Source organism: Rickettsia endosymbiont of Polydrusus tereticollis (assembly GCF_964026385.1).
Lineage (GTDB): Bacteria > Pseudomonadota > Alphaproteobacteria > Rickettsiales > Rickettsiaceae > Rickettsia.
This window is the reverse complement of sequence record NZ_OZ032142.1, coordinates 1,108,436-1,129,929: the sequence shown is the minus strand read 5'-3', so window position 1 is coordinate 1,129,929 and position 21,494 is coordinate 1,108,436. Positions and strand designations below refer to the sequence as shown.

The following is a 21,494-nucleotide window of genomic DNA, read 5'->3' as shown; positions in this document are numbered from 1 at the left end:
CTTAATAAAAAGGCTAGATGCCGTGGTCAAGCCACGGCATGACACCGTACGCTTTGCAAAAATACTACTCATGCAACAACGCTGTACGAGAATGTGACGTAGAGGTTATTATGAATACACCACAGCCGGTAGTTTATGAAATAGAAAATCTAGAGGATGCTAGAAATTTTTTATTGTCTTGTAATGCTCCGGTTATATTAACAAATAAGCCGGGCAGTACGCAATATTACGGGATGTTAGTTATTGATTATATGTTTAAGCAATTAACTAAAGAATTTCCGGAGAAAATTATAAAAATCATTGTAAATGTAGAAGATAACCATCCGGCATTATTTACGGCAATTAAGCTTAACTATAAAGATATAACATATACCGGTAATTCAGCTGAAGCAATAAAAATATATGAATTTCAAAGACATAGGAATAATAATTGCTAAAAAACCTTTGAAAGAAAATTCTTTTATTCTTACGGTTTTTACTGAAAATCATGGGTTATATTCAGGATTCACTAAGGAATCGACCAAAAAAACTAAAGCGATATATCAAGAAGGAAATATTATAGATTTTTTTTGGCAGGCAAGGTTACATGAGCATATAGGGCTAGCAAGGGGCGAGCTTATTAAAGCTTATAGCGGTTTATTATTAAGTAATAAAGCTAAGCTTTATGCGTTCAATTCCATTATCTCGTTAATTAAGCTTGCTTTTCAGGAACGAGAAAGTCATCCTAATTTTTTTACTTTTCTGGTAAAGTATTTGGGAGAATTAACAGAAAATTTTTGTTTCCGGAATTATATTAACTTTGAGCTTGCAATGCTAGCCGAAGCGGGTTATGAGCTAGTGCTTGATAAGTGTGCAGTTACCAAGGTAACAAGCAATTTAAGTTATGTTTCTCCCAAATCAGGGCGAGCGTTATCTGAAGAAATAGGCTCACCTTATAAGGATAAGCTATTGATTTTACCGGAATTTTTAACTTTAGACGCAAGGAATATTACTAAAGAAATTACTTTAACGGAAAAAAAACAAGCTTTAACTTTAACTACTTATTTTTTTAATAGATATTTTTTTTATAATAATCAGCAACCTTACGCAAGGCAGGCTTTTATTGATTATGTACTAGGCTCTATATGAAAATCTTAGCATTTGATACAGCCAATAATAGTGCATCTGTGGCACTTTCGGAAAATGAAAATATTTTAGCCTATCAAGAAGAGCTTTCGCCTTCTAAGCAAGCAGAAGCTATATTACCGATGATAGAGAAGGTGCTTGAAATCGAAAAATGCAAATATGAGGATATTGATTATTTAGCCGTAACTAACGGACCAGGGAGTTTTACCGGTATCAGAATAGGCTTAGCTGTTGCTAAAGCTATTTTATTTGCTACAAAAATCAAAGGGTTAGCGGTAAGTAATTTTGAATTTGCCTATTTTAGAGCAATAGAGCAGGTTAAAGACTATGATAAGATATATATATTTTTAAATGCTTATAGGGGGCAATTATATAGCCAAATTTTTAACAAAATGGGCGAGGCAAGTAAGCCTATGCTAATAGATTATGATTTTGCTATTAATCTGTTAGCCCAAGAAAAAGGTAATATAGTCTGCACCGGTAGCGGCGTAGAGTTTATTTATCCACAAATCAAGCATTTACCGAATTTAATAATACTACCACGCTTTGCTAGAGTTAAGGCATCTATTATTTGTAAATATGTAGCTGCCAAGCTCAATGCAGGGCAAGATATAAATGATTCAATAGAACCTCTTTATATTCGCCCCCCTGATGCAAAAATTAAACTTTAAGTAATTTTTTCTAGACAGTGATAGTATCATATGATACTATCATTTTATTATGAATAATAAACCTCCTTTTCAAATAACTAATAATATCCTAGAATTATTACAAAATATTTCTCACGAATTAGGTGTTTTATTAGGTGCTAAGCTTTACTGCCCTCCTGTAAAGCTTAGAAAAAATAATCGTATTAAAACTATACACTCTTCTCTTGCAATTGAAGGGAATACCTTAAGCATAAAACAAATAACCGATTTGATAAACGGCAAGAGAGTGTTAGCTCCTGAAAAAGATATTATTGAAGTTAATAATGCTATCAAATTATATAATAATTTAAATATATTAAATCCATTATCAATAGAATCATTGTTAGAAGCTCATAAATTACTGATGCAAGGTTTAATAACTGATAATGGGCGTTGGCGAAACAGCGGTGCAGCTATATTTAAAGGTAAGGAAATAGCTCATCTTGCTCCTCCTGCAAAACGTGCTGCTTTATTAATGAAGGATTTATTCTATTTCATAAACCACAATAGCGATATTCCTGAAGTAATTAAAGCCTGTGTATTTCATTATGAATTAGAATTCATTCATCCTTTTTCAGACGGTAACGGTAGAATGGGAAGATTATGGCAGCAATTATTGTTAATTAAAACTAATGCCATCTTTGAATATATTTCTGTTGAGAGCTTAGTAAGAAATAACCAAAGCGAATATTATAATACTCTAAATAAATGTGATAAGCTTGGGGAACCTACATTATTTATTGAATTTATGATGACTCAAATATTAGAAGCATTAAAGCTATATACTAATGATGCCACACCTAACGCTAATACCGCTTCATCACGAATTGAGATTGCTAAAATTAATTTATCAAATAAATGGTTTTCTAGAAAAGATTATATTCTTATACATAAAGACATGTCTACTGCAACAGCTAGTAGAGATTTATCTTTTGGAATAGAACAAGGAATTTTAATTTGTAAAGGTATAAAAAATCAGACTTATTACAAATTTAAAGAAAAAGAACTCTAATGTTTAATATTATGCACTTTATACTTTTGTTGCCGTTGGTGATTTTAAGTAGTTGTACCTCTGTTAATGACTCTTCTACCAGTACTCAAATAACAAAACCTGCAGCACAAAGAAATATAGAAAATTTTGAACGGCTTAACAAAGAATATTTCCAGAATCTTTTAACCGGTGATTATTTATATCGTTTCCCAGCAGATAAATATAAAAAACCAAACTAATAATAGAGATTATTTAAGTTGTTGTATGGCTCGAATGGTGTTGTTGCCTGGCTCGAATATTCTCTGGATTCCCGTGAAAACGGGAATCCAGAGAATATTTAAGCGAATTATATAGTAAATTTTTATATAATTTTGCTTATTTTAAGTGTTTTTTCTGGATTCCTGCTTTCGCAGGAATGACATATAGCACTTTTCTCGATCCATGCAACAACACCAGTCAAGTCACGGTATGTAATAATCGTAATACGATAAGACACACTCAAATCACCCATATTTAATTTTTGCTTGTGCAGCGGCTATTCGTGCGATGGGGATACGGTAAGGGGAGCAGGAAATATAATCTAATTTCATTCGATGAAAAAAATCTATGGATGTTGGGTTGCCTGCATGCTCACCGCAAGCCCCGAGTTTTAAATTAGCGTTACTAGCTTTTCCACGTTTTATAGCAATCTCTATTAGCTCCCCGACGCCTTCTTCGTCTAAGGTAGTAAAAGGATCAAAATCAAAAATCTTCTCTTCTAAATAATAAGGAAAAAATGAAGCTACGTCATCTCTAGAAATACCGTAAGTAGTTTGAGTTAAATCGTTAGTACCAAAACTAAAATAATCGACTTCTTTGGCTATTTCTCTGCTATTTAAAGCAGCTCTCGGTAGTTCAATCATTGTACCGATTGTGAAAGAAAATTTGTATTTATAGCGATTTTCTAGGTCATTCACTACTTCGTAGATATAAGATTTTAATTTTTTTATCTCATTAACATTGCTGATTAAGGGAATCATTAATTCTAAAATGCAATCTATATTTTCTGTGCGGTGTAATTCATATATCGCCGTAAAAATTGCTTCTATTTGCATTTGATAAATCTCCGGCGATGAGATACCTAAACGGCATCCACGATGCCCAAGCATAGGGTTTGTTTCATGCATCGCATGCAAACGTTGACGAATTAAAGATAGAGGTAAATTTAAATTATCCGCTAAATTTTGTTTATCAAATTCGGTTGTCGGTAAAAATTCGTGTAAAGGCGGATCGAGTAACCTAATATTTATCGGCTTACCTTGCATGATACGAAATAATGCTTTAAAATCCTCAATCTGCAAAGGTAATAGCTCATCTATTGCCCGTTTCCTTCTTTCTATGTCAGGGGCAATGATCATTTCCCTAACTAATGGAATCTTATTTTTATCAAAAAACATATGTTCGGTGCGGCATAACCCTATTCCTTTAGCACCGAATTTTAGAGATACTGCCGCATCCGTGACGGTTTCAGCATTAGCTCGAACTTTTAAATGACTTATTTCATCAGCCCAAGTTAAAATTAATTCCGATTCTTCGGTAAAAACCGGCTGAATTAACGGCACTGCCCCTAAAAAAACTTTGCCGGTTCCACCGTCTATTGTTATCGTTTCACCTTGTTTAATAGTTATATCGCCTGCTTTTAATAATTGATTTTTCTCGTCTATTATTAAATTATTCGTACCGCAAACACAGGGCTTTCCCATACCTCTTGCAACCACTGCTGCGTGTGAGGTCATGCCGCCTCTAACGGTTAAAATTCCGCTTGAGACATGCATGCCGTTGATATCTTCGGGGCTAGTATCATGACGAACTAAAATTACTTTATGGTGATGAGACATTTTTTCGGCGTCATAAGGAGAAAAAACTACAATACCCGTTGCAGCTCCGGGAGAAGCCGGCAAGCCCTCGGTTATAGCAGTAAGACTTTGACTATAATCAATTCTTGTATGCAGCAGCTGGTTTAGTGATTCAGGATCGATATGCATTATAGCTCGATCTTTAGAAATTAATTTTTCTTGAACCATCTGTACGGCAATTTTAATGCTGGCAAGTGCCGTTCTTTTGGCACTACGAGTTTGTAAAATATACAATTTATTATTTTCTATAGTAAATTCTATATCTTGCATATCAAGATAATGTAATTCTAGTTTTTTACAAATTTCTTCTAATTCGGCAAATATTTTCGGCATTACTATCTGCATCGAAGGAGTTGAATCTGTACCCTCTGAAACGATAGGGAAGGGGGTACGTGTGCCGGATACTATATCTTCGCCTTGGGCATTTATTAAAAATTCTCCGAAGATTCCTTTTTCACCGGTAGAAGGGGAGCGAGTAAACGCTACGCCCGTTGCCGAATTATTACCTAAATTACCGAAAACCATAGATTGAATATTAATAGCAGTACCGAATGACTCAGCTATATTATGAATTCTTCTATATATTACCGCTCTATTGCTCATCCATGATTGTAAGACCGCTTTAATTGCCGATTCTAATTGTTGGTAAGGGTCGCTAACTAATTGATTTTTATGCTTTATAATTATCTTTTTAAAATCTTCAATTATCTTTTCTAAAATTTCTATCGTAACGTCGTTATCTCTATAAATATTAGCTTGAATCTTATGTGCTTCGTATATTTGATCAAATAAATCAGCTTGTATAGATAACACGGTCGAGCCATACATTTCCAAAAACCGTTTATAACTATCAAGAGCAAAACGTTTATCATTGCTAGAAATAGCAAGTGCAGTGCAAACTTCATCATTCATACCAAGATTGAGAACGGTATCCATCATACCGGGCATGGAAATTGTCGAGCCTGAGCGTACCGATAATAATAAAGGATTTTTACTATCGCCGAAAATTTTACCGGTAGTTACCTCAAGCTTTTTAATAGCCTTTTTTAAATCACTGCTGAAATTTTTAGGAAAACTATGATTATGGTTATAAAAATAATTATAAAGTTCGGTAGTAATAGTAAAGCCGTCGGGGATAGGCAGGTTTAAATTAGACATCTCGGCAAGCCCTGCACCTTTATTACCGAGTATATTTTTCATGCTAGCGTTGCCGTCGCTACCGCTAGCCCCGAAATAGTAAATTAATTTATTCATATAGTAAAAATAATTATAACTGTTTTATAATATAGTATGAGCGAAATAGCCGCAATAATAAATTTTTTATTATTGACTAAAATGGGAAAATTTAGCATAATTAACATGGTCGTGCAGTTGCGTGTTTAAATTCTTCTGAATTTCACGAGGAAAGTCCGGACTCTATAGAGATATGGTGCTGGGTAACGCCCAGCTAGGTAGAACACCTAAGGGATAGTGCCACAGAAAATAAACCGCCGATTTTTTCGGTAAGGGTGAAAAGGTGCGGTAAGAGCGCACCGGTAGATTGGTAACAAACTACGCATGGAAAACCCCGCCAGGAGCAAGATCAAATAGGCGTTACAGAACTTCACGTTCCCGGGCATCTCTAACCGGTTGTAACGCGGGTGGATTGCTTGAGGTAAATGGTAACATTTATCCCAGATAAATAACTGCAATGGATGAAATAGCTTAACCGCTCTATAGTCCATACAGAATCCGGCTTATAGACCATATAAAAGAAGTATAGCCATCCCGAACTTATTTCGGCGTTGTTGCATAGGTCGAATCGATGTCATTCCCGTGAAAACGGGAATCCAGACTTTTTGTGTCATGCTGAACTTGTTTCAGCATCCCTTGAAAAAGATCCTGAAATAAATTCAGGATGACTTAAAAGTATTTTTTCTAGATTCCTGCTTTCGCAGGAATGACATACAACACTTTTTTTGAGCCATGCAACAATGCCACTTGTTTCAGGATCTATATGACTTAAGACTGAATAGTCATAAAATAATGAAAAAATTATATCACTATCCTATCTGTCCTTTATCAAGACAAGCAAGAGTATTTTTAAAAGAACTGGATATTCAGTTTACAACGATTAAAGAAGATTATTGGCAATTTAACAAAGAATTTTTAAAAATAAATCCTGCAAGCACTTTACCGGTTTTAGAAGACTCTTATGGATTATTTATAATCGGAATTTATCCTTTTATTGAATATCTCCATGAAAAATATCCAAATTTTAATTTTTTAGATGAAGACGTAAATATACGTTGCGAAACACGTCGATTATTTTCTTGGTTTAACGATAAATTCTATCGTGAAGTAACAAAAATTATTATCGATGAAAAAGTAATAAGGTCGATTTCAAATATGGGTAGCCCAAGAACGGAATTTTTGCGTGCTGCTAAAAATAATTTAAATCGTCATTTAGAATATATGACAAATCTATTTGAGCAAAGAAGCTTTATCGCTTCGGATTCTCTTAGTGCCGCCGATATTGCCGGTGCTTGTCATTTATCGGTTCTTGATTATTTTGGCGAAATTTATTGGGAAAAATGGCCTCATATTAAATACTGGTATTCGTTAATAAAGTCACGCCCGTCTTTCAGGTTGCTATTACAAGATAGAATCCCCGGCTTCTCCCCCCCTCTTTGCTATGCAGATTTAGATTTTTGACTTGAGTATACATTTCTAACAAATAACATTCACAATCTTTTTCGGTACGTAAATAATTTTCTTTGGTTCTTTGCCTTCTAAAAATTTTTGGATTTTCGGTAAAGAGGTAACAGTTTTTTTTATTTCTTCCTCATCGGCAAAAATAGTAAATTCATAGGTATCACGAAGTTTGCCGTTAACTTGAATTGCTAGAACATAAGCCTCCGGCGTAAGCAAAGACTCATCAAAATCCGGAAATGCTGTTTTATATAGATAATTTTGATTTCCTAGTTTCTGCCAAATTTCTTCTGTAACATGAGGGATAAACGGATTTAATAACTGAATTAAAATAGTAAAACCTTTTTCAAAGGTTCTTGTATCTGCAAATTCCCCTTTTTTTAGTTCTTCATCTAAGCCGTTAAATAATTCACGCATTCTAGCAATAGCTTTATTTAAGCGAAAATGTTTTATATCCTCGCCGACATGTTTTATTGTAGAGTGAATTAACCTATTGAGTTCCTTGTTATAGGTGATATTAGGGACAATTTTTATTACTGACGCTAATATTCCCGTACTTTCAAGTTTTACAATAAAGCGTGCACAGCCTTCAATGCCGCTTACCAACCATTCTAAATCCTTTTCCGGCGGGCTGTCGGATAACACAAATAGCCTGATTGCATCGGCTCCGTAATTAGCTAGCATCGTCTCAAGGTCAATAAGATTCTTTTTAGATTTGCTCATTTTCTCGATGCGACCCTGCTTTACTTGCTCCTTGGTATCTTTATGAACAAAATTATCGCCTTGTTTTATAACTTCATCGGGGTATAACCAATTATTATTAGCATCTTGATAAGTCGCATGTAAGACCATCCCTTGAGTAAATAAGCCGGTAAAGGGTTCTCGAATGCTTAAATAATTTTGCTCATTCATTACTTTGGTAAAAAACCTTGCATATAGTAAATGCATAACGGCATGCTCGATACCGCCGATATATTGATCTACCGGTAGCCAGTAATCGCAAGCGGCTTTATCGGTCATCTCTTTAGCGTTAGGTCCGCAATATCTGGTAAAATACCAAGAAGATTCAAAAAACGTATCAAACGTATCGGTCTCACGAATAGCCGGTTGCCTACAATTCGGACAATTAACATGTTTCCAACTAGGATGGTTATCAAGTGGATTACCGTGCCCGTCAAACGTTACGTCATCTGGTAATTTCACAGGTAAGTCATTGTAAGGTACAGGAACTACACCACAAGTCCCGCAGTGAATCATTGGAATAGGGCAGCCCCAAAATCTTTGCCGAGATACCCCCCAATCCTTTAAGCGATAATTAGTAACAGACTTACCTATGGAAAGTTTTTCAAACTCTTCGATAACTTTTTGTTTAGCATCCGAAGCAGTTAAGCCGTTTAGAAAATCGGAGTTGATTAGAATATCATCATTATTTATTACTTGTTTGATCGGAAGTCCCATATTCGTTGCTAATTCATAATCACGTTCATCATGAGCAGGGCAGCCGAAAATTGCACCCGTGCCGTAATCCATTAGAACGAAATTGGTAATAATAACCGGTATAATGATATTAGCATCAAAGGGGTGAATCGCATAAAGACCGGTAAATATTCCTTCTTTCTCGGCTTTATCAAGCTCGAGACTACTAACGACATTTGAACATTTAGTAATAAAATCAGTTATTTCCGGTGTTTTTTCTACTAACTGTTCAATTATCGGATGGTTAAAAGCAATTCCGACAAAAGCTGAGCCATAAATAGTTTCCGGTCTAGTTGAAAATACTTCAATGCGAAACTCTACTGCGTTTGGTAATTTGTACGTCGAGCCGGTACTCGAATCCTCACGTACACTAGAGTACGCTGCGGTTCTGCGTTCCGTGTCTCCTTCAAATTCCCGAAACGCAGCGAGTTTCGCAAGAGGTATTTTATCTTTGTAACCCTTAATCTGAAAATGAAAATTAGCACCGATTGATTTACCTATCCATTTTTCTTGCATAAAACGAACGGAATCAGGCCAACCTGTCAGATTTTGTAGCTCGTTTAATAACTCTTCTGCATAATCGGTGGTTTTTAAAAACCACTGCTTAAGGTAACGTTTTTCGACTAATGCACCGGAACGCCAGCCACGTCCGTCTACTACCTGCTCGTTGGCTAGAACTGTATTATCGATAGGATCCCAATTAACAAGCGATTCTTTTCTGTAAGCTAAACCCTTTTCATATAATTCTAAAAAGAATTTTTGTTCATGTTTATAATAATCGGGATCACAACTAGTTATCTCTCTAGACCAATCATAGGAAAAACCCATAAACTTCAACTGCTTACGCATAGTTGCGATATTTTCGTAAGTCCATTCTTTCGGATGCGAGTTATTTTTGATAGCGGCGTTTTCGGCAGGCAGCCCAAAAGCGTCCCAGCCCATCGGATGAAGTACGTTAAAACCCTTGGTCGTCATGAATCTTGCTATTACGTCGCCGATAGAGTAATTGCGTACATGCCCGACATGAATTTTCCCCGAAGGGTAGGGTAGCATCTCCAGCACGTAATATTTGGGTTTATCGCTATTATTCGAAACTTCAAAAGCTTTTTCATCATGCCAAATTTTTTGCCATTTCTCTTCAATATCTTTCATAATTTTATTATTTTCTATCGGCATTAATGTAAAGAGTACGGGCTTTTCTTAAAATTTTATCTTCAAGAATAAGAGCAAGGTCGGATTTACTATCACTTTGTTGCCAATTATTATTTTTAAGTATTTCTTCAAATATTTTTACCTCTAACGCATCAGGGTGGATTACATCATCTTTAATAAAAATATTTATTTTAAAACGAAAATTTTGTTTACCGCGAGGACTATACCATTCGGTAATTATAACCCCGCCATTTGAATCAACTGAGGCTAAAGGTGCAAAGCTTAAAGTTTCTATTGAAGCTTGCCAAAGATATTTGTTAACCAAACATCCGCTTGCTTTGGTTGACTCGTTTTTAACTTTACCCGGTCTAAAAATTAATCCTTCACCGCCTGCCGCCGACCCTATTTCTTCCCATTTTTTGTCTCTCTCGCTTTGCGGATAGTCGTCATCTGCTAAAATATTACTACTTGCACTTATATTATAAGTAATAAGAATCATTGAAAAAAATAATTTTAAATTCTTGTTCATGGTCACCATTAATAAATTTAAATTCTTTGAACAAAAATATAGAGAAGCTTTTTATATTAGTCAAAATAAAAACAACGTTATTGAGAGGATGTCTTGTTGCATGGCTTGATCTTACTTCGTCATTTGTAACTCCTTATGACTATTTTGAACCTTTCCTAATATTTTACCCATTATTTTGTTGTGTGACTGAAATTAATATAGTAATCTTAAATTGAAAAGTTAGTTCTTAAGTAGTGAAGTATGAAATTTAATTAACAAAGGGTCAGATTATGCAACGTATACCCTATAATTATTTTATTAATCTTTCAATCTTAATTTTTACAGTTTTCAGTTTTTCCCCTTCTAAAGCTGTTATCTCCAAAGAAATCAGAAAACAAGAACCCCCAGGATACCAAGTTCAATTTGATTATCAAAATTACTCAAAAGAAAGGGAAATAGCTAAGCAATATTTTGATAAAGTTTATAATGATAGCTCAGTATTTGCAAATATTAATGTAAAATATGTAGGTATTGATTTGTTTGATATTAACGATGATGGCAAAAAAGAAATTTTTGCCTACATAAATTATGGTGATAAATGCCCATTAGCTGGATGTCCGTTTGTAATTTTAAAACAAACTAAAAACCATAAATATATTAAAATTCCGTGGGATGAGCACTCAGTTCTCGATATGCACTGCAATGCAAAAATCAAAATCTTAGCTGCTAGGAACTTAAATTATAATAACTTGTTATTTTATAATAGAGATGGTAGCCCAGCAGCAATTTGGGAATGGAAAGGATCTTATTATAATATAAAGCAAAATTTTTAATGTCATTCCCGCAAAGGCGGGAATCTAGACTTTTTTTTTGCCATGCTGAACTTGTTTCAGCATCTCTTGCAATAGATCCTGAAATAAATTCAGGATGACTATTTTTTCTGGATTCCCGCTTTCGCGGGAATGACATCGAATGTACTAATCTATAGCACAATAATGAGTTATATCAGAAATAAATCTACTAAACTCTTTTTTGTTAGAATATTCAAGAGTTGTTTTTTCTTTTATTTGATTTTTAAACCAAGTAATTTGTCTTTTAGCATATTGCCTGGTTTTATTTTGAGCTAAAATTAAGGCTTTATCTAAAGTTGTATCGCCGTTTAAATAAGCTAAAATTTCGCTTACACCGACAGCTTTTATTGCCGAGCCGGTGAAGTCTTGAAAATTTTCTTTAATTGCAGCTATTTCGGTAATTGCTCCTTCCTTAAATATTTTTTCTAATCGTTCATTGCATGTTTTGTATAAAAATGTTCGTTCAGGAGAAAGAAATATTACCTTAAAATTAAATTCTGATAAAACTGATTCCTTGGGAAGAGTTTGAAAGAAAAAAATAGATTTATCTGTTTGCAAAAACACTTCATAAGCTCTGCTTAAACGCTGGCTATCATTTGGCTTTATTTTAGCAGCCGCCAAAGGGTCAAGATTTTTCAGTTGTTGCCAAAGCTCCGCTGCACCTATTTTAGTTAGTATATCTCTAACATGCTGCCTTAAATCTTGTGATATGTTAGGAATCTGATTATAGCCGAATAACAAAGAGTTAACGTATAAACCTGTGCCGCCGACTAATATTATTAATTTATTTCTTTTACTTATATCTCGTATTTTTTCTGCTGCTAACTGCAAATATTTTACCACCGAAAATTCCTCGGTGATAGGCAAAAAGTTATATAAATGATAAGGTATTTCGGCTTTATAAACTTCCGACGGTGAGGCGGTAATAATCGGGATTTCTTTATATACCTGCATGGAGTCGATATTTACTATTTCGCCGTTATAAGTTTTAGCCAAACGGTGGGCTAAATAAGATTTACCGCTAGCCGTCGGACCGCATATAATAATTACTTCTTTTTTCACTTTAATTTAAGTTTTTTAATGGGTAACTAAAATTGATGTCATTCTCGCATGGTATTATTACATGGACGGTTAAACATCATTGCCGCATCGGGAAGGCGTTGTTGTATGGATAGAATTTTTGATGTCATTCCCGCGAAAGCGGGAATGACATACTGCTACTTCTCTCGAGCCATTTTCTTAATAATCTACAGTAAGTCCGTATCTGCTTAACAAATTCTCTAATATATTCTTTAAGTCCTCTAATCCTTTAGCAGTCGTGGACTCGGCTCGTGCGATAATTGCAGGTTCGGTATTGGAGCTTCGCAGCAACCACCAACCTGTTTCAGTATTGACACGCAGCCCGTCAATATCATTAAATTCTATTCCTTTTTTTAATAGTTGTTCTTTTATCTCACTAATTATTTTAAATTTCATTGTACTTACAACAAAAATTTTCATTTCCGGCGTATTATATGATTTCGGTAGGCTTTGTATAAGTTCGTCTAATGATTTATCTGAACGAGATAATAAATCAAGAAAACGTAAAGCTGCGTAAATTGCATCATCATAACCGTAATATTTATCGGCAAAAAATATATGACCGCTCATTTCTCCGGCAAGTAAAGCATTTGTTTCCTGCATTTTACTTTTTATAAAAGGATGACCGGTACGCCATATTAAAGGCTGCCCGCCGTATGACTTAATTTGATCAATTACCGACTGGCTTGCTTTTACGTCAAGTATAATTGTTGCGTTAGGATGCTTCTTTAAAATATCTTCGGCAAATAAACAAACAATTTGATCACCGAATAATATTTGTCCCTCGCTACTAACAATGCCTAATCGATCACCGTCACCGTCAAAAGCTATACCGATATCACAATTTTCTCGAGTCACAACTTCTATTAATTCCTTAAGGTTGGAGGGTCTTGTCGGGTCGGGGTGATGGCTTGGAAAATTTCCGTCAATTTTACTATTTATAACTATATTATTATTCGGTAACCTTGTCTTTAAAGCTTCCGTAATATTCCCTGCTGCTCCATTTCCCGGATCCCAGGCTACTTTTAGTTTAGAGTTAATAGATATATTATTTAAAATTCGCTCGAGATAGCCGGCGGTAACATCAATTTCATTTATATTGTTAAATGGGGAATTTGTTATTGATATATTTGAGCGATCAAGATCAAGGATTTTTGTAAGTAAGTCTTGTAGCTGAGAACCGAAAAACGGTTTGCCCATTGCTAGCATCTTAAAACCGTTATCATCTTTTGGGTTATGAGAACCGGTAACCATGATGCTAGCTGCCGGCATTAGTTGTTTATCGGCAAAATATAGCATCGGCGTCGGTACGATGCCTATTGTAATTACGGCTGCACCTCCGTCTACTAATCCTTTAATTAATGCATCACAAAGGGCAGGGGAGCTAAGCCTGCCGTCACGACCGATACAAATTTTATTATTGTTATTGCTTATAGTAGTTTCGGCAAAACAAAATCCAATTTTATAAGCGGTTGTTTCAGTTATATCTGTAAAGCTATTGCCTCTTATATCATAAGCTCTAAAAATTTCTTTATTGATTGACATTAACTTTTTAACTAACCTAATGTTATACTTTTTGATGTCATTCCCGCGAAGGCGGGAATCCAGAGAATATTTAAGCGAATTATATAGTAAATTTTTATATAATTTTGCTTATTGTAAGTGTTTTTTCTGGATTCCCGCCTTCGCGGGAATGACATATAGCACTTTTCTCGAGCCACGCAACAAAATGCCGTCAAGCCGCAGGCATGACAAGTGCCCTATGCTTCATAAATCCTAGTTGCAATTTCCTCAAGCTCCTTTGCTACCGCAGGTAAATTCGTACAGTTTGCCATTGATATATAAACATCCAAAGTTTCTTTGGCAATTCTTTTTTGCTTTTCAATTGATTTTATATTAGTAATAGTCCTCATATTATGTAAACGATCTATAACTTTAATAGTGCAGGTTTTACGCTCTAGGTCAGGGAAGTTATTGATTTTATAAAGGATTTCTTCTTTAGATAATTGGTGTTCGGTAGTTAATTTAGTTACAATATCGACTATTTCCGCTACTCTTTTATTGAAAAGTAATTCAATTTGTTTAAGAGAAGAAGAGGTATCTTCGACCACGTCATGTAAAATAGCCGCGATAATAGTATCCGTATCAAAGAGATAATCCGAAACCATTGAAGCAACTTCCATAGGATGCGAATAATAAGGCTCGCCGGAATGTCTTTTTTGCTCACCGTGAGACTTTTTTGCAAAGTAAATTGCTTTTTCGATTTCATTAAGGTTTATTTTATTTTTTGCAATTTCATTTTTTTTAGCAAGTTTATAAAATAGTTCCTTAGCATAATAATTATCTGATTCACGCCCCTCATTCATAATTATCTCCAATAACTATAACTATTTGATTATTAAGTAAAGTATCAGCTAAAAGTATTTCCTAGATATACTTTTTTTACTTCCTCGCTTGTAGCTACTTCTTTTGAATTACCTTCTAACAATACTTTGCCGTCAAAAATAACATAAGCTCGATCTACAATATCTAAGGTATCACGTACATTATGATCGGTAATTAAAATACCGATATTAAACTCACGCAAATAAGTAATTAGGTTTTTTATATCTGAAACGGCAAGGGGGTCAATCCCTGCAAGCGGCTCATCTAACATAATAAATTTAGGTTCGATAGCCAAAGTTCTAGCAATTTCAAGCCTACGCCGCTCCCCGCCCGATAACCCTACGGCAGGTAAATCTTTTAAATGTAAAATAGAAAATTTCTTTAATAAATCATTTGTTTTTTGTTCAATTATTTCCTTATCGTTTTCGGATATTTCTAATATTGCCTTAATATTATCCTTGACCGATAACCCACGAAAAATTGAAGGTTCTTGAAGGAGATAACCAAGACCTAACCTCGCTCTTAAATATATCGGTAAATTAGTAATATTTTTATTATTTAATAATAACTTCCCCTTGTCCGGTTTCATTAACCCGATAATAATACTAAAACAAGTAGTTTTTCCTGCTCCGTTGGGACCGAATAATCCAACTACTTCACCTTTATTTAGCTCAAGAGAAATATCGCGCAGTATCATCCTTTTTTTATAGGACTTTGATATATTTTTAATTTCTAATTTATCCATTAATCTTTTTTCATTGCAGTGTTTAAATCAATATAATAAATTAGTTTATCGGTTTTTAAAATACTACCGTCATGCTGTAATATTACGTTACCGAGTAAAATAAGTTGTTTATTGTCTAAAAAATATTCTGCCGAATCGGCAATTAACAATTCATCATGCATTTCTCTCTTTACCGTTAATTTTGTCGGAATAATAATACGATCAACGGTTTTTTTATTTCCTTCTATTTTATAAATAACTTCTAATATCTCTGTTCTTAATACTGCATCCTCAAAATATATGATTACTTTCCCTATATATTCTATTTTCTGCCTTATTCTATCGATAATCAAACTATCGGATTGTATATATAGATTAGAGGGAAGAATTTTAACTTCTTGCTCTTTTGCAAATATTTCCGTTTCGAATAAAAACAGTAAAATAAATAATATCTTATATTTAAATCTAAACCGGAACATAAACATAATCCCAATTAAAAATTTAATAGATTGATAGTTGTAAAAACATTCCCTTTAAAAATTATAAGGTTATTATCATTTTGAGTACTAAAACTATTTGATATTACACTAGAATTTTTATAAGTTAATGTGACGGAAGAGTTACTTATTATATCTTTTTGAATTAAATCAATTTGTGCGTCATTAGTATTAAATGCTATATCTTCTAAAAAAACTCTTACATCATTTTGTAAGTTTAAAACATTTGATTCCTTATTTAAAAAACCGTTTTTTGCATTAATAGTAAGTAGGTGCTTGTCCTTTAATTCATACAATACATTTATTTTATCTAATTTATATTTATCATCTGAATCTTTTATAGCTTGCTCGGCTTTAATCGTATATGAATTTAAATTTTTATTCAGCCCTTCAAAAACAGAATCTTTTAATATAATTTTATATTCTAGATTATGATTGGTAGTATGGTCGACCTTGGCAGAAGAGGATAGGGGAGTATTTAGCTTGTGATCGTGTTTTTCAATTATATTAGAAGTATTTTTTATTAATACATATCCGATATATAAAATTCCTATTATGCATAAAAAAGAGAAAATTTTTAATGAAGCAGTTTTTATTTTATAAGATAACATATTGATTTTATATGTGGATTGCTATGAGGTCGTTGTGTCATTTTATGGTTAGTTGCAAGCACGGTGTCATACTGTTCCACGGCATGACACCCGAACGCATAGTTTAACTAACTCCGCTTCTTAGTAAATCATGAATATGAACAATACCTTTAACTATATTATTCAAAACTACCGGTATGGTAGTGATTTTTTCATTTTTTATCAAATCCAATGCCTCTTTGGCAAAGATTAACGGCGAAATATAAGTAGGGTTTTTAGTCATTATATCGATCGCAAATTTTGCATTTATCTTATCGTTAATATGACGACGCAAATCGCCGTCCGTTATAATTCCCAGTAAACGTAAATCTTTATCAACTACTAAAGCACACCCCAAGCATTTTTCATTCATTATGATTATAGTATCGGTAAAAGGCGTGTCTTCATATACTAAAGGTATTTGATCACCGCTACGCATCAAATCACCGATTTTTGTCAGATTTGCTCCAATCTTGCCGCCTGGATGATATAGCCGAAAATCATCTTTAGTAAAGCCACGCTCTTCATGTACTGCCGTTATTAAAGCATCACCGAGTGATAGCATTATTAAGGAAGAAATAGTAGGGGCACCGATTAACGAAGCTTCCGCATATTTCGGAACTATCAATAAAAAATCACTTTTTTGTGCTAAAGTAGAAGTAGCGTTCATTGTCATGGCCACAATTTTTATAGACAAGTTTCGGCAATATTCAATTATATTAATTAATTCTTTAGTCTCACCGGAATTAGATAGCATAATAACTAAATCATCAGAGGTTACCATACCTAGGTCGCCGTGGCTTGCTTCTGCCGGATGAAGATAAAAAGCCGGCATACCGGTCGAGGCAAAGCTAGCTGCTATTTTCCTGGCAATATAACCGCTTTTACCCATACCGGTTAAAATTACTCTACCTTTAAAATGTAAAAGATAATTTATAATTTTATCAAAATCATTCGGTATATTATCAGATAATTTTTGTAAAGCGGTAGCTTCTGCGAAAATAACTCTTTTAGCAATAGCCGAATAATTATTATTAATCTTTTTGGTCATAACAACATTATATTACAAAAATTAAGCTTTGACTAGATTAGATTTAAAAACAGGTTTTTTATTAAAGATAAAATATGGAAAGAATAATAATATTACAAAAATTAAGCTTTGAATGGAAAATGGAAAGAATAATAATAATAACAAGTATAGATCAACACGGTAGAATGCTTATACCTTCCTCAGTTAGAGAAAAATTTAATATACATTGATTAAAAAATAGCGGTATTATTAAATTAATTTGGCTATATAGCACGTTTACTTTCCATAATATAGATTATAGAACTTTTATTTGTAGCCGGTTTATCTGATATTTATGCCCTGCTCTAACTTTTTTTAACAAGCATTATGCTAACTTATAGTTATTAGTAAAATTATACTTAAAGAAGCAAATCAACATCTATATCTAATTCTTTAGATATTTTTTTATATAAATCTATATTACCTTTTTATTCTCTATTTGCGATAAGTATGCTTCACTTATATTTAACTTTCTAGCAAGCTGTGTTAAATTATATCCACGCTGTTTCAGCACGTGGCAGCTGCGATTAAATCTGGAAATGCTGGAAAAAAGAGCAGTTACGGAGCATTATCTTTAACCATTCTATTATGACATGGACACACTTGGTGAATACGATCTTTCCAAAGAAAAGCGTAATAAGTAATATATGGCACGATGCCCTTGACTTCTTAGTTGAGGCAACAATATATTCAACGTATTAGTTTTACCGGAACCGGTAGTACCAATTAGTATTATATGCTGACCTTCACTGTTTTTTACCAAAGGTAACCCTGCAATTTTGATCAAGGATGCTGCTTTTGCTTTGTAAAGCATTTTAGCTAGCACTTTTGGTTCTACCAATTTACCGTTTTGTTTTTTAATATAATAAAACTTAATATTTATTGATGAATTATGATAAAAAAATTGTCCTATTAACAATTTGATTTGTACATACCTTTCAATGAAAAAATAATATAATCCTATATATGTTATTTTATGACATGAACGAAATATAATCCAAATTACGGTTAATATTAAGCCGACAATAAATGAATTAATACACCCTTGCAAAAACATCCGTACTTGATGTGCAAAAACTTGAGAACCTCTAGTAAAACTATCTTGTTTTTGAGATTTCATATTTATTGTATATCGCTTTCTAATAAATTTCTATTCTCATAAATTCTTTTTGCTTGTAATACTATTTCTTGAATTTTTTTCTGAAAAATTTCTATAGGTGGTAATTCTGTCCAATACTGTGCAACATGTATACCGCTTGCTGACATTTCTAAAAGTTCTACTTGAGCATCTGATTTTTCAGAACACAAAATAATACCTATTGGAGGGTTTTCATCTTGAAAACATTCATTCCTCTTTAGCCAATTTAAATATAACTCCATTTGACCTTTATATTCTGCTTTAAATTTTCCTGTTTTTAATTCAATTGCTACTAATCTTTTTAGTTTTCTGTTGAAAAATAATAAATCTAAGTGAAAATGTTCATTATCTATAGTCATACGCTTTTGCCTTGATATAAAGGAAAAGCCGGTACCTAATTCTAAAATAAATTGCTCAATCCGTTGTAAAATTGCATTTTCTAAGTCACTTTCATAATGCTCATCCGGAAGTTCTAAGAAATCAAGTAAATAAGGGTCTTTAAGAATTAAATCTGGTTCTAACCTAGAATCTATTTTTAAGAGTGATATTGCTTGTCCACTTGACTTATGCGACAGCTTAGTTCTTTCATATAGCATTTTATCGATATTACTACGTAATTGCCTTACACTCCAGTTTTCTTGTATAGACATGTAAGCATAAAAATCTCTTTTATTACATTCATCTACAGGCAATAATTCTATTATATGACTCCAGTTTAATTGTCGCGACAGTGTCGCGACAATTTGTTCTTCAGAAAAAGCTTCATAAAATTGAAGCATTCTAAATAAACTTGCTCTAGTAAAACCTTTGCCATACTTAATGCGTAAATGCTGAGCTAAAGTTTGAATAATCTGTTTGCCATATTCTGCCCTTGTGTTTTTAAGAGTTTCTTCCTAAATTTTTTTACCAATGTGCCAATATAACATTGTCATTTCAGAGTTAGCTTTATTTGCTATTCGTATTTTAGTATTCTCAATAAGAACACTGATATCTTTTACTAACTCATTAGTAGTAGTTATTATTTCATTCATAATGGATTTTTTTTATTTAAGGTAAAAGAGAATTGTCGCGACAGTGTCGAGACGATTATTATTTTCTTTAATTATTGCTATTCTTGCACTGATCAATTTTGTTTTGAATTTCTTGGTATATTTCAAGAGGATTTTCAATACTAAAAAACTTTATTCCTGCTTTTTTTGCAGTAGCATTACTTAACATAGAAATAGTACCAAGGTTACAAACACGTTGTAAAAGATCACATTTTAAATTTATTTCTTTTATATCTTCATACCTAATATCTATCACGGTATAATTAAAGAAGCGATTAACGTATGAAACTTTATGCTCCTCAATTAAAAAATCTACACCATCAAAGAAAATTTTAAGTCCGTACATCGAAAACGCCGTTAATATACAAAAACTTACTAACTGTAGAGGAATTGACCATGTTATATATCCAACTTGCATAATGATAGAGTAAGGGATCAAAGCTGGAATTGCTAAAATACAATAACATTTCAAGTGATATTTCAAATTAAATTTTGGCTTAATTAATTTCATAAATTTTATTTATTTTTATCTTTTATATAAACATCTTTTCCATCACTTGCAGGTGTATTTTCAAACTCTCTTTTAATCTTATCTTTATCTTTAGTAATTGTACCACGTAAATTTTGCAAGCTAGTTCCTTCAGGATAACCAGTATTATACATTTTTTGTCCTATATCTACATCATTTTCTGTATTTTCAGCTAAAGATTGAGTGTTCCTTGTTGTACTACTGCTGATTGGTGTCTCTGCAAACTTTTTAGCATTGCTATTGTACTTAGAATTTAACTCCGCTTTAGTTGGACTATTGCTATACGCATTGCTAACATTAGAATGAATATCCGATAAACTTTGGACTTGTGATTCTACATTATTTATATGTGCATTCCCTATTTTATTAACTGGATCAATTATCTCTCTTGCGATGTTACCTGCTTCCATTCCGTGAGCCTGAATCCATCTTACGGCTTGCTCTTTACTATTAATTTCCGGATGAGTATCTATAATTCTTTGTAACACCTGATCATTCATATTACGATCTATGCTCCTGCTTTTAATGAATCTTGAGCTTTTAAAGCCTTTTGCTGACCGGTAATCGGTGATAGCGGTATAAAATTTCCGCTACCTAAAATTTTTTCAGGTACGACTATTACCTTGCTTATTGCAAGACTTTCTGCTATATTCATATATGTACGGTTATCAGCATTCCAAAACAGCTAGAGTCATAAGGGATTTAGCTGCAGTATATCTTGCTAGAGGTAAACTCGAGAAGGCTGAAAAACTATTTTATGAATCGATGGCTATAGCTAAAAAAATGCAGCACCCTGATGAATTTAAATGTCTAGAATTCCTTGGTGAAATTTATATACAAAAATCTAAAAATTCAACTAAGCAAAGTCAGAAGGTCGCATACAAAACAAAAGCATGTAAAAATTTTATAGACGCTTTAGAATTAGTAAAAAAATATCTAGGGCAGGATTCTTCTTATTATACTAGAATAAATGCTAAATTAACTGAAACTCAAGGTGCGTAGATTACTTTTTTTAT

26 protein-coding genes and 1 other RNA gene are annotated in these 21,494 nt (G+C 33.3%); 10 read left to right on the top strand and 17 right to left on the bottom strand.

The window, feature by feature from the left end:
- Positions 1-110: 110 nt before the first annotated feature.
- The 5 genes from AAGD48_RS05480 to AAGD48_RS05460 are packed head-to-tail and all read left to right on the top strand — an operon-like array spanning position 111 to position 3,044.
- Positions 111-437, top strand: coding sequence for a hypothetical protein (locus AAGD48_RS05480; RefSeq protein WP_341790748.1), 327 nt, complete (start codon positions 111-113; stop codon positions 435-437).
- Positions 403-1,128, top strand: coding sequence for a DNA repair protein RecO (recO, locus tag AAGD48_RS05475; protein ID WP_341789314.1), 726 nt, complete (start codon positions 403-405; stop codon positions 1,126-1,128). The genes AAGD48_RS05480 and recO overlap by 35 nt, the downstream gene beginning before the upstream one ends.
- Positions 1,125-1,796: a tRNA (adenosine(37)-N6)-threonylcarbamoyltransferase complex dimerization subunit type 1 TsaB gene (gene tsaB, locus AAGD48_RS05470; RefSeq protein WP_341789313.1), complete on the top strand. Its 672-nt coding sequence runs from the start codon at positions 1,125-1,127 to the stop codon at positions 1,794-1,796. Before recO ends, tsaB begins: the two co-directional genes overlap by 4 nt.
- A gap of 49 nt (positions 1,797-1,845) precedes the next feature.
- Entirely contained in the window at positions 1,846-2,826 is a 981-nt protein-coding gene (locus AAGD48_RS05465; protein WP_341789312.1) for a Fic family protein, read from the top strand.
- An 11-nt stretch (positions 2,827-2,837) separates the two neighbouring features.
- Positions 2,838-3,044: a hypothetical protein gene (locus tag AAGD48_RS05460; protein WP_341789311.1), complete on the top strand. Its 207-nt coding sequence runs from the start codon at positions 2,838-2,840 to the stop codon at positions 3,042-3,044.
- A gap of 264 nt (positions 3,045-3,308) precedes the next feature.
- Here AAGD48_RS05460 and ppdK read toward each other — a convergent pair whose 3' ends face one another.
- Positions 3,309-5,954 carry a pyruvate, phosphate dikinase gene (gene ppdK, locus AAGD48_RS05455; RefSeq protein ID WP_341789310.1) on the bottom strand — a complete coding sequence of 882 codons (2,646 nt, stop codon included), beginning with the start codon at positions 5,952-5,954 and terminating at the stop codon, positions 3,309-3,311.
- Positions 5,955-6,055: 101 nt separating this feature from the next.
- Between ppdK and rnpB the strand changes: the two genes are divergently transcribed.
- Together rnpB and AAGD48_RS05445 are read left to right on the top strand one after the other, a co-directional pair.
- Positions 6,056-6,455: RNase P RNA component class A (gene rnpB / locus AAGD48_RS05450), an RNA gene on the top strand.
- 270 nt (positions 6,456-6,725) lie between these two features.
- On the top strand, positions 6,726-7,394 hold the full coding sequence (locus tag AAGD48_RS05445) for a glutathione S-transferase family protein (RefSeq protein ID WP_341789309.1): 669 nt from the start codon (positions 6,726-6,728) through the stop codon (positions 7,392-7,394).
- A 15-nt stretch (positions 7,395-7,409) separates the two neighbouring features.
- On the opposite strand, the gene leuS is transcribed toward AAGD48_RS05445, so the two are convergent.
- Together leuS and AAGD48_RS05435 are read right to left on the bottom strand one after the other, a co-directional pair.
- Positions 7,410-10,019, bottom strand: a complete 2,610-nt coding sequence (gene leuS / locus AAGD48_RS05440) for a leucine--tRNA ligase (protein WP_341789308.1) — start codon at positions 10,017-10,019, stop codon at positions 7,410-7,412.
- Positions 10,020-10,026: 7 nt separating this feature from the next.
- Positions 10,027-10,548 carry a DUF3576 domain-containing protein gene (locus tag AAGD48_RS05435; RefSeq protein ID WP_341789307.1) on the bottom strand — a complete coding sequence of 174 codons (522 nt, stop codon included), beginning with the start codon at positions 10,546-10,548 and terminating at the stop codon, positions 10,027-10,029.
- 269 nt (positions 10,549-10,817) lie between these two features.
- On the opposite strand from AAGD48_RS05435, the gene AAGD48_RS05430 reads away from it, so the two are divergent.
- Positions 10,818-11,360, top strand: coding sequence for a hypothetical protein (locus tag AAGD48_RS05430; protein WP_341789306.1), 543 nt, complete (start codon positions 10,818-10,820; stop codon positions 11,358-11,360).
- A 144-nt stretch (positions 11,361-11,504) separates the two neighbouring features.
- On the opposite strand, the gene miaA is transcribed toward AAGD48_RS05430, so the two are convergent.
- The 7 genes from miaA to AAGD48_RS05395 all read right to left on the bottom strand — a co-directional run bounded on the left by miaA (position 11,505) and on the right by AAGD48_RS05395 (position 17,744).
- Complete coding sequence (miaA, locus tag AAGD48_RS05425) at positions 11,505-12,440, bottom strand: tRNA (adenosine(37)-N6)-dimethylallyltransferase MiaA (RefSeq protein WP_341789305.1); 936 nt, start codon at positions 12,438-12,440, stop codon at positions 11,505-11,507.
- 177 nt (positions 12,441-12,617) lie between these two features.
- A complete protein-coding gene (locus AAGD48_RS05420; protein WP_341789304.1) occupies positions 12,618-14,003 on the bottom strand; it encodes a phosphomannomutase/phosphoglucomutase in 1,386 nt (461 codons plus the stop codon).
- A 215-nt stretch (positions 14,004-14,218) separates the two neighbouring features.
- Entirely contained in the window at positions 14,219-14,836 is a 618-nt protein-coding gene (locus tag AAGD48_RS05415) for an HD domain-containing protein (RefSeq protein ID WP_341789303.1), read from the bottom strand.
- 32 nt (positions 14,837-14,868) lie between these two features.
- Positions 14,869-15,588 (bottom strand): LPS export ABC transporter ATP-binding protein, encoded by a 720-nt coding sequence (gene lptB, locus AAGD48_RS05410; protein WP_341789302.1) that lies wholly within the window; start codon positions 15,586-15,588, stop codon positions 14,869-14,871.
- Positions 15,588-16,046 (bottom strand): LptA/OstA family protein, encoded by a 459-nt coding sequence (locus AAGD48_RS05405; protein WP_341789301.1) that lies wholly within the window; start codon positions 16,044-16,046, stop codon positions 15,588-15,590. Before AAGD48_RS05405 ends, lptB begins: the two co-directional genes overlap by 1 nt.
- Before the next feature lie 14 nt (positions 16,047-16,060).
- On the bottom strand, positions 16,061-16,675 hold the full coding sequence (gene lptC, locus AAGD48_RS05400) for an LPS export ABC transporter periplasmic protein LptC (protein ID WP_341789300.1): 615 nt from the start codon (positions 16,673-16,675) through the stop codon (positions 16,061-16,063).
- Between the two features lie 103 nt (positions 16,676-16,778).
- Positions 16,779-17,744 carry a KpsF/GutQ family sugar-phosphate isomerase gene (locus AAGD48_RS05395; RefSeq protein WP_341789299.1) on the bottom strand — a complete coding sequence of 322 codons (966 nt, stop codon included), beginning with the start codon at positions 17,742-17,744 and terminating at the stop codon, positions 16,779-16,781.
- 74 nt (positions 17,745-17,818) lie between these two features.
- Between AAGD48_RS05395 and AAGD48_RS05390 the strand changes: the two genes are divergently transcribed.
- Positions 17,819-17,953 carry a hypothetical protein gene (locus AAGD48_RS05390; protein ID WP_341789298.1) on the top strand — a complete coding sequence of 45 codons (135 nt, stop codon included), beginning with the start codon at positions 17,819-17,821 and terminating at the stop codon, positions 17,951-17,953.
- Between the two features lie 224 nt (positions 17,954-18,177).
- Here the strand turns inward: AAGD48_RS05390 and AAGD48_RS10640 are convergent, their stop codons facing one another.
- From AAGD48_RS10640 to AAGD48_RS05360, 7 genes are all read right to left on the bottom strand, one after another.
- Positions 18,178-18,276: a helix-turn-helix domain-containing protein gene (locus AAGD48_RS10640; RefSeq protein ID WP_410526004.1), complete on the bottom strand. Its 99-nt coding sequence runs from the start codon at positions 18,274-18,276 to the stop codon at positions 18,178-18,180.
- Between the two features lie 72 nt (positions 18,277-18,348).
- Positions 18,349-18,882 carry a type IV secretion system DNA-binding domain-containing protein gene (locus AAGD48_RS05385; protein ID WP_341789297.1) on the bottom strand — a complete coding sequence of 178 codons (534 nt, stop codon included), beginning with the start codon at positions 18,880-18,882 and terminating at the stop codon, positions 18,349-18,351.
- A gap of 2 nt (positions 18,883-18,884) precedes the next feature.
- A complete protein-coding gene (locus AAGD48_RS05380) occupies positions 18,885-19,748 on the bottom strand; it encodes a YhcG family protein (RefSeq protein WP_341790747.1) in 864 nt (287 codons plus the stop codon).
- 45 nt (positions 19,749-19,793) lie between these two features.
- Positions 19,794-19,931: a hypothetical protein gene (locus AAGD48_RS05375; protein ID WP_341789296.1), complete on the bottom strand. Its 138-nt coding sequence runs from the start codon at positions 19,929-19,931 to the stop codon at positions 19,794-19,796.
- A gap of 67 nt (positions 19,932-19,998) precedes the next feature.
- Entirely contained in the window at positions 19,999-20,460 is a 462-nt protein-coding gene (locus tag AAGD48_RS05370; RefSeq protein ID WP_341789295.1) for a PH domain-containing protein, read from the bottom strand.
- Positions 20,461-20,465: 5 nt separating this feature from the next.
- Positions 20,466-20,978, bottom strand: a complete 513-nt coding sequence (locus tag AAGD48_RS05365; protein ID WP_341789294.1) for a hypothetical protein — start codon at positions 20,976-20,978, stop codon at positions 20,466-20,468.
- Positions 20,979-20,986: 8 nt separating this feature from the next.
- Positions 20,987-21,133 carry a hypothetical protein gene (locus AAGD48_RS05360; protein WP_341789293.1) on the bottom strand — a complete coding sequence of 49 codons (147 nt, stop codon included), beginning with the start codon at positions 21,131-21,133 and terminating at the stop codon, positions 20,987-20,989.
- A 2-nt stretch (positions 21,134-21,135) separates the two neighbouring features.
- Between AAGD48_RS05360 and AAGD48_RS05355 the strand changes: the two genes are divergently transcribed.
- Positions 21,136-21,480, top strand: a complete 345-nt coding sequence (locus tag AAGD48_RS05355; protein WP_341789292.1) for a tetratricopeptide repeat protein — start codon at positions 21,136-21,138, stop codon at positions 21,478-21,480.
- Positions 21,481-21,494 lie beyond the last annotated feature (14 nt).